This window comes from Microbacterium timonense (assembly GCF_900292075.1).
GTDB classification, from domain to species: Bacteria; Actinomycetota; Actinomycetes; order Actinomycetales; family Microbacteriaceae; genus Microbacterium; species Microbacterium timonense.
Genome location: NZ_OLMV01000006.1, coordinates 191659 through 200558, shown reverse-complemented (window position 1 = coordinate 200558; position 8900 = coordinate 191659). Strand labels below are relative to the sequence as shown.

The 8900-nt window shown below is 71.9% G+C and carries 6 protein-coding genes; 4 read left to right on the top strand and 2 right to left on the bottom strand.

Going from position 1 to position 8900, the window contains the following annotated elements; genetic code table 11:
• Nucleotides 1–2235 (top strand): heavy metal translocating P-type ATPase (locus C9992_RS15915; protein WP_106816612.1); only part of this gene is annotated, 2235 nt, incomplete at its 5' end.
• A gap of 39 nt (nt 2236–2274) precedes the next feature.
• Nucleotides 2275–2613, top strand: coding sequence for a metal-sensitive transcriptional regulator (locus C9992_RS15910; protein WP_268807203.1), 339 nt, complete (start codon nt 2275–2277; stop codon nt 2611–2613).
• A 1-nt stretch (nt 2614) separates the two neighbouring features.
• On the opposite strand, the gene rarD is transcribed toward C9992_RS15910, so the two are convergent.
• Together rarD and groES are read right to left on the bottom strand one after the other, a co-directional pair.
• A complete protein-coding gene (rarD, locus tag C9992_RS15905) occupies nt 2615–3532 on the bottom strand; it encodes an EamA family transporter RarD (RefSeq protein WP_106816628.1) in 918 nt (305 codons plus the stop codon).
• 277 nt (nt 3533–3809) lie between these two features.
• Nucleotides 3810–4106, bottom strand: a complete 297-nt coding sequence (gene groES / locus C9992_RS15900; protein ID WP_045275440.1) for a co-chaperone GroES — start codon at nt 4104–4106, stop codon at nt 3810–3812.
• Nucleotides 4107–4466: 360 nt separating this feature from the next.
• Here groES and C9992_RS15895 point away from each other — a divergent pair, with 360 nt between their 5' ends.
• Nucleotides 4467–6317: an Hsp70 family protein gene (locus C9992_RS15895; RefSeq protein WP_160150908.1), complete on the top strand. Its 1851-nt coding sequence runs from the start codon at nt 4467–4469 to the stop codon at nt 6315–6317.
• On the top strand, nt 6317–8881 hold the full coding sequence (locus C9992_RS15890) for a LuxR C-terminal-related transcriptional regulator (RefSeq protein ID WP_106816610.1): 2565 nt from the start codon (nt 6317–6319) through the stop codon (nt 8879–8881). Before C9992_RS15895 ends, C9992_RS15890 begins: the two co-directional genes overlap by 1 nt.
• Nucleotides 8882–8900 lie beyond the last annotated feature (19 nt).

Below are 8900 nucleotides of genomic sequence, written 5' to 3'. Positions count from 1 at the left end.
ATGACGTGCGCGTCCTGCGCCGCGCGGATCGAGAAGCGGCTGAACCGCATGGACGGGGTCGAGGCATCCGTCAACTACGCCACCGAGAAGGCGATCGTGAGCGCACCCGCCGGCATCGCAGCGCAGGCGCTCATCGACGAGGTGGTGAAGACGGGTTACACCGCGGCCGTGCCCGCACCTCCCGTCGCTGAAGCGGTCGCGCCCGACGGCACCGGCGGCGCCGACGCCGAGCTCATCGGGCTGCGCCAGCGGCTCATCGGCTCGCTCGTGCTCTCGGTGCCGGTGATCCTCATCGCGATGATCCCGGCGCTGCAGTTCACGTACTGGCAGTGGGCGTCGCTGGCACTGGCCGCACCGGTCGTGGTCTGGGGCGCGTGGCCGTTCCACCGCGCCGCCGCGGTCAATCTGCGCCACGGCGCGGCCACCATGGACACCCTCATCTCTCTCGGAGTGACGGCTGCGTTCCTGTGGTCGCTGTACGCGCTGTTCCTCGGTGGTGCCGGCATGCCGGGCATGACACACGGGTTCGAATGGACGGCGACTCCGGGAGACGGAGCCGACCAGATCTACCTCGAGGTGGCCGCCGGGGTGACGACGTTCGTGCTCGCCGGACGGTTCTTCGAGCAGCGCTCCAAGCGCCGTGCGGGCGCGGCGCTGCGCGCACTGCTCGAGATCGGCGCGAAGGATGTCGCGGTACTGCGCCGGGTGGGCGACGAGGCCTCAGAGACGCGCGTGCCGATCGCGGACCTTCGCGTCGGCGACGAATTCGTGGTGCGCCCCGGCGAGAAGATCGCCACCGACGGCGTCGTCGCCTCGGGCACGTCGGCCGTGGACGCGTCGATGGTCACGGGAGAGTCGGTGCCGGTCGAGGTGGAACCTGGCGACGCGGTCATCGGCGCGACGGTCAACGCCGGCGGCCGGCTTGTGGTGCGGGCGACCCGCGTCGGCGACGACACGCAGCTCGCTCAGATGGCGCGTCTGGTCGAGGACGCCCAGTCGGGCAAAGCGAAGGTCCAGCGCCTGGCGGACCGCATCTCGGGCGTGTTCGTGCCGATCGTGCTGCTCCTGTCGCTGGGAACTCTCGTGGGATGGCTCGTGGCCGGTGCGTCGGCGACGACGGCGTTCACCGCGGCGGTGGCGGTGCTGATCATCGCGTGCCCGTGCGCGCTCGGGCTGGCCACGCCGACAGCGCTGCTCGTCGGCACCGGCCGGGGCGCGCAGCTGGGCATCCTGATCAAGGGTCCGGAAGTCCTCGAGTCGACGCGGACGGTCGACACGGTGGTGCTCGACAAGACCGGCACGGTGACCACCGGCCGCATGGCCCTCGTCGATGTCGTCGTCACGGGAGCCGACGGCGCGGATGCCGCGGGCGCCGCGCGCGCGGAACTGCTGCGTCTGGCCGGGGCGCTCGAGCACGCGTCCGAGCATCCCATCGCGCACGCGATCGCCCGCGCCGCCGCCGAGGAGACGGGGCCGCTGCCCGACGCTGCGTCGTTCCAGAACCTGCCCGGCAAGGGCGTATCGGGCATCGTCGAGGGTCACGCGGTACTGGTGGGGCGGGAGGCGCTCCTCGCCGAGTGGGCACTCGCCGTCCCCTCTGAGCTCGTGAAGGCGCGCAGCGCCGCGGAGGCGCTCGGTCGCACCGCGGCAGTCGTGGCATGGGACGGCGCCGTGCGCGGCCTCCTGGTCGTCGCCGACCAGGTCAAGCCGACGAGCGCCCAGGCGGTCGCGCAGCTGCGTGCCCTGGGGCTCGATCCCGTGCTGCTCACCGGCGACAACAGCGCAGCGGCGCACGCCATCGCCGAGCAGGTCGGCATCGACCGCGTGATCGCCGAGGTGCTGCCGCACGACAAGGTCGCCGTCGTGACGCGGCTCCAAGCCGAGGGCCGCGTCGTCGCCATGGTCGGGGATGGCGTGAACGACGCGGCCGCGCTCGCCCAGGCCGACCTGGGTCTTGCGATGGGAACCGGGACGGACGCTGCGATCGAGGCATCCGACATCACCCTGGTGCGCGGTGACCTGCGCTCGGCGGCCGACGCGATCCGTCTGTCGAGAGCGACCCTCGGCACGATCAAGGTCAACCTCTTCTGGGCCTTCGCCTACAACGTCGCCGCGCTGCCGCTGGCGGCGCTGGGGCTCCTCAACCCGATGATCGCCGGCGCGGCGATGGCGTTCTCGAGCGTCTTCGTCGTCGGCAACAGCCTGCGACTCCGCCGCTTCCGCAGCCGGCACTGACGACGACGACGACACCATTCACACGAAGGACGTGCAGCAATGACCATCGACACCATGGCCGCGAGCCCGCTCGACCACGACGCACCGGCCGAGCACTCGCACCACGGCTACATCACCGACAAAGACAAGTACCTCAACCGTCTGAAGCGCATCGAGGGGCAGGCCCGCGGCATCCACAAGATGGTCGAGGACGAGAAGTACTGCATCGACATCCTCACCCAGATCAGCGCACTGACCTCGGCCCTCGAGGCCGTCGCGGTAGGCCTGCTCGACGACCACCTGCGGCATTGCGTGGTGGATGCCGCGCGTCTGGGCGGCGAGGAGGCCGACGCCAAGATCACCGAGGCCACACAGGCCATCGCCCGCCTGGTGCGCTGACTCAGGCCGCGCTGCGCGTGCGGCGGGCGTGCAGCACCGAGTCCACCGTCAGCACGATCAGCGCGACCCACACGAGGGCGAAGCCGATCCAGCGCTCGATCGGCATCGGCTCCCCCAGCAGCCAGACGCCGATGATGAACTGCAGGATCGGCGCCACGAACTGCAGCAGTCCGACAGCGGTCAGCGAGATGCGCCGGGCGCCCGCGGCGAAAAGCAGCAGCGGCACCGCGGTCACGACGCCGGCCAGGCTCAGCAGGACGGTGTGGTCCCAGCCGTTGGCCCCCATGGTGAGCCCCTGCGTCGCCCCCACGATCGCCAGCACGACGACGGCGATCGGCGTGAGCCACAGCGTCTCGAGGGTCAGCCCGCTGACGGCATCCACCGAAGGGCCGACCTTCTTCTTGACCAGTCCGTAGATCCCGAACGAGGCTGCGAGCGTCAGCGCGATCCAGGGGAAGGCGCCGTAGCCGATGACGATCACGAGCACCGCCGCCGCCGCGATGCCGATCGCGACCCACTGCGTCGGCCGCAGCCGCTCGCGCAGAACGAGGACCGCCAGCAGCACGGTCGCGATGGGATTGATGAAGTAGCCGAGGCTGGTCTCGATCACCTGGTCGCTGAGCGCGCCGTAGATGAACACCTGCCAGTTCACGTAGATGAGCAGCCCCGCGATCACGGTGAGACCCAGCAGCCGTGGCTTGCGGAAGATGGCCGCGAGCCGGGGCCAGCTGCGCGTCACGGTGAGCAGCAGCGCGCAGAAGGCCAGCGACAGGACGATGCGCCACGCGACGAGCTCCCAGGGTCCGGTCGGGACGAGCAGCAGGAAGTACAGCGGGAGGAAGCCCCACAGCAGGTAGGCGCCGAACGCGAAGAAGCCGCCGAGCGTCCGTTCCCGCGCCTCGGCTGCCGGATTCGGAATGCCCGGGACAGAGCCCGTCGTCACCCCCAGGTCGAGCGCCGTCGAGTCGTCCAGTCCGTCCACGCCGCCGGATTCGGAAAGGGAAGACTGCTCCTGACTCACCGAGTCAGCCTACGCCCGCGCGGACGCCGCCCGGTCGGCAGGCGCTGCGCCGGGCATCCGATCCCGGTCGAGCGTGCGCCTTTCCCTGCCACCGGCGCGGGTCCGTTGGCAGGGCATGACGAGAGGGCCGGATGCCGAAGCATCCGACCCTCTCGATTCGCACGGTGCGAAGGACTCAGCGGACGACGACCGCCAGAACGTCGCGCGCCGACAGGACGAGGAACTCGTCACCGCCGAACTTGACCTCGGTCCCGCCGTACTTGCTGTAGATCACACGGTCGCCGACGGCGACGTCGAGCGGGATGCGGTTGCCGTTGTCGTCGATGCGACCCGGGCCCACCGCCACGACCTCGCCCTCCTGGGGCTTCTCCTTGGCGGTGTCGGGGATGACCAGACCGCTGGACGTGGTCTGCTCGGCCTCGACCTGCTTGATCACGATGCGGTCCTCGAGCGGCTTGATGGAAACCGACACGGTCTACCTCTTCTTTCTTGGGAACGAAGACTCGTTAGCACTCTGACGTTGAGAGTGCTGACGCCAGTCTAGGCAAGAAATTGGCACTCGTGCAACGTGAGTGCCAATCAGACGTCACTCGTGTCCGTGATCCCGCAGGCTGACGCGAGGCCGGAGACCAACGCGTATCAGCAGACCGCGCGATCGACTCTTCATGCACGGGAGGTCGTGCACGCTTCCCCCTCGCGCGACGGCGCGCGTGGTGGTAAACCGGGTGCACGAGGGTGGGTCCTGAAGCTGGGGAATTTCGGGGAAATGGCGAGCATATTTGTGCTCGCGGTGGATATCGGTACAAGCAGAACAGCCGCCGCCACCGCGAGAGTGGATTTCCAGGGAAACATCGAGACCGCAAGGTTCTCGCTGGGCAGACATACAGACAGTGCGCCGACCGCGGTCTTCGTCTCGGACGATGATCTGCTGTTCGGCGACGCCGCCGAGAGACGGGGCCTCGCGCAGCCTGAACGGCTGGTGCGCGAGTTCAAGAGACGCATCGGAGACGACGTCCCCGTGGTGGTGGGTAGCCGCAGCTTCGCATCGGAGGATCTGTTCGCCCGCATGGTCGCGTGGGTGACGGATGCCGTGGCCGAACGTGAGGGCCGGCACCCCGACGCCATCGTGGCCACGGTGCCGGTCACGTGGGGCGACTACCGGCGCAGCCTCGTGACGGCCGCGCTGGCACGGGAAGTGCCCTGCCCCGTCGACCTGGTCGCGGAGCCGGTCGCCGCCGCGTGGCACTACCAGGCATCGGCCGCGCTCGGAACGGACGAGGTGCTGGCCGTCTACGATCTGGGCGGCGGCACCTTCGACGTGGCACTGGTCACCCGCACCCTGGACGGCTCGCTGAACATCCTCGGCGCACCCACCGGCATGGCCGACTTCGGCGGCGCCGACTTCGACGATCTGGTCGTGCGGCACGCGATCACCGCGGCGGGCCTGACCGCCACCGACCTCGCTGCCGACCCCGAGTCCCGCGTCGCGCTGTCGACACTCCGGCGCGAATGCGTCGATGCCAAGGAAGCGCTGTCGTTCGACTCGGAGGCCGCCATCCCGGTGTTCCTCGCGGGTGCCGGCACCACGGTCCGCATCACGCGCGCCGAGTTCGAAGGGCTCATCGAAGAGGGACTGGAGCGCACCGTCGACCTCCTGCAGACGGCTCTCGAGACCAGTGACGTCGGCAGCCGCCTGGAAGCCGTGCTTCTCACGGGCGGTTCGTCGAGGATCCCGCGCGTCGCCCAGCTGCTGTCGGAGCGGATCGACGCGCCGGTCGCCGTGGACACCGATCCCAAAGCGGTCGTCGCGCTCGGCGCCGCGCGGGTCATGGCCGACAGACTCCTCGTCCCGATGACCGGCGGCGCGGGCATCGCGATCGGCGAGACCGAGGCGTGGGCGGCCGCCGATGCGCCGGTGCGCGAGCTTGCTGCGGCCCCGTCGCCGGAGCCGTCGCCCGTCGCGCCCGAGAATCCCCCGGCCGCGCGGCGGCGCTGGTTCCGGCTCCCCGTCGCCGTGGGCCTGGCCAGCTCGCTCGTCCTCGCCGGCGGAATGGTGCTGGCGGGCGCCACAGGGCTGGGCAACGGCACCCGCTCCTCGGGGGACACCGGCCCGGAGTCTTTCGGCGACTGGCTGGGCGCCGCCTTGAGCGAGCAGCCCGCCGCCGCCGCGGAGGCAGCCGGCGCCCAGGCGGCACCGCCGTCGGATCCGTCAGCCCCTCCCGCCACCGACAACGGCTCGCCGAAGACGAAGTCGACTGCCCCTAATCCGCGGCAGCGCGTCGCGGAAAAGCTCGCGGATTCGCGTCAGCAGGAGGCTGAGGCCTCCACTCCCGGCACGCAGAACCCGTCCGGCTCCACCGGCACCGGAACCACCGGGGGCACCACCACCGGCCCCGCGAGCACAGCGGATGATTCCGGCGACCAGCCCACCGGAACGAACCCGCAGCCCGAGCCCACCACGGACCCTGGGCCGCAGCCCACGACGGCTCCCGAGCCGGAGCCGACCACCGAGCCCACTCAGAACCCGGGTCCCGAGCCCACCCAGAACCCGGACCCGCAGCCCGAGCCGCAGCCGACCACAAACCCGGAGCCGCAACCGACCACCGAGCCGGCGCCGGCCCCTGAGCCGGCCCCTGAACCGGCCCCTGAGCCCGCGCCGACCACACCCGGGGAGCCGGGGTGATGGCGGCGCTCCCCGATCTGGCCGAGGCCGCGTCGTCGCCCTCCCCGCGGATGAGGTCGGTCGGTCGCACGGACGACCGCTCGGGCACCGATGAGATCCCCGGCGCCGCCACTTTCGAGCTCGCTGCGTTCCGCCTTCACGGCGGGGCCGTGCGTGCCGTGGTCTCGGGCAGCGCAGGGTCGGGCAAGACTACGCTGCTGCACCGGGTGGCGGGCCTTCTGTCGGCGGAAGGCGCCGAGACGGCCATGCTGCGCGGATCCACCGACGTCGCCGCGCTTTCTGCCGCGACCGTGCTGATCGCCGATGACGCGCACCTGCTGGACGAGGACCGCGTGACCGCGCTGATCCACCGCGCCGAGGATCCGGATGCCGGACTCGTGGTCGCCGTGCGCAGCTGGCCCGTCCGCCCCGACGTCGCGGCGCTGTGCCGCCTCTTGGAGCGCAGCCGGCCGGCGATCCTGCTGGGCGGCGTCAGTACGGCATCGGGCCCGGACGGCGCCGGATTCGGCGCCTGCGATGATGACGTCCTGCGCCTGACCGGCGGCATCCCGTGGCTGATGCACGAGTGCCGCGCCGCGCACGATGCCGACGCGTGTCGCGATGATCCGGCCCACCACGCGATGCAGCGCGCGATCCGGCCCCGCGTCCTGCACCGGCTCATGTCGGCGCCGCCGCGCGTACGCCGGCTCGTCGATGAGCTGTCGTTGGGCGTCGCGCCGACGGTCGACGACGCAATGTCGGCGGGCAACGCGAGCGCCGTGATCGCGGAGGGATATGCCGAGGGACTGCTCGGCGGCGACGGTCGCCCGGCGCCCGCTGTGGCCGCCGCGGTGCGCGACATGACCTCGACCGCCCGGCTGATCGAGCTGGTGCGGATCGCGGCGCCGGCCACGCTGCGTGACGATGCGGTGGTCGAACGGCTGGGCGTCGCCCACGACACCGGCGCGGCCGAGGCATTGACCGCTCGCGCGCGCGCCGAGGTGGCCCGCGACCCGCGCCTGGCCGGCGAACTGTTCGACCGTGCTGTCGACTGCGGTGCCGACCCGACCGCCCTGGCGGTGGACAGGGCACGGGCGGCGTGGGGCACCGGCGACCTCGACACGGCCGGAGCCCTGCTGGACGGCGTGCTCGCCGCGCTCCGCGGTGCAGACGCTCCGCCGGCGGTCGATCTCGCCGCCGCCATCTGGGCCGAGCGGGGTCTCGCCCGGATCGCGGCCGACGTCTACCGGACATGCTCGGCGAACGACGGCGGCGGTGCTCACGGACGGGTCGCCGCGATCGCGGCCGGCCGGATGCCGGCACCCGCAGCAGGCACCGGAGTGACATCCGCCGGCGACGAGCCGCCTCCTTCGGCCCTGCGCGTGGCGCACGCGCTGCTCGACACCGGTCTGAGTGCGGCGCTGGGGGGCCACGCGGACGCGGCGGTCGCGGCCCTTCGCCGTGCGTCCGAGCTGTACACCGCGTCGGGTGACGACTCCCCCTCCGTCGAGCTCCCGGCGGTGATCGGCGCGATCGCGTGCATCGGCGTCGGCGATGTGCGCAGCGCGCAGGCCGTCATCGACGACGCGCTTCAGGGCGGACAGGGCGGGCCGCGCGCACGCGCACGGCTGGAGCTGTGGGGGTCGTGGGTCGCCCTGCAGCGGGAGCGCCCGGTCGAGGCCCGCGCCGCGCTCGCCCGCGCGACGTCCGCGGGCGCCCTCGCACCTCGGGACGACTCCCTTGCCGCGGCGATATCGATCGGCCTGGCCCGGCGCTACGACGACGCGGCCGGCCTCGCGGTCGAATGGCACGCGTGCCTGCCGCGGATCTCACGGACCGAGCCGGACCTGTTCTCCCTCCTGCCGCTGGGCGAACTCGTCATCGCCGCCGCGCGGCTCGGAGAGGCGACCGCCCTGCAATCGGTCTTCGAGAAGGCGCTCGCGGTCACGGCGGGGATCGGGGATCCCGCGATCTGGTCGGCGCCGTTGCACTGGGCGGGCATCCAGCGCGGCATCCTGCTGAACCGGCCCGACGCGCTCGGCCCTCACGCGCGAGCGCTCGTCGCGGCCGCGCCGCACAACAGGCTCGCCGCCTGCATGGCCCATGCGGGCAAGGTCTGGACGGCCGTGCTCTCGGGCGCCGTCGATGCCGACTCCGTCGAGCAGGCGGCACGAGGGCTGGCTGCGGTGGGAATGGCCTGGGACGGGGCGCGACTGGCGGGGCACGGGGCGAGCCGATCCGAGGACCGCAAGGCCATCGCCCGTCTGCTTGCCTGCGCACGCGAGCTGCACCCGCGGGAGACACCGCGCGGGGCGGAGGAGAGACAGGATTCGGCCACGAAGGAAGCCGCCGGCGACGGGTCGCTGAGCGAGCGCGAGCGCGAGGTGGCGGAGCTGGTGCTGCAGGGCAAGACGTACGCCGAGATCGGCGCCGCGATCTTCATCTCCCCACGCACCGCGGAACATCACATCGCACACATCCGCCGGCGCCTCGACGCGACATCCCGCTCCGATCTGCTCTCGAAGCTCCGCATCGCCCTCGATGGCGCAGCGGTAGAACCGGCCTCAGGGGGGTCGCACCCATGACCCCGCACCTGAACCCCCA

What these genes read in the sequence shown, in the direction of transcription:
- C9992_RS15890 (WP_106816610.1), top strand. Translation starts at nt 6,317, where the DNA reads ATGGCGGCGCTCCCCGATCTGGCCGAGGCCGCGTCGTCGCCCTCCCCG.
- C9992_RS15910 (WP_268807203.1), top strand. Translation starts at nt 2,275, where the DNA reads ATGACCATCGACACCATGGCCGCGAGCCCGCTCGACCACGACGCACCG.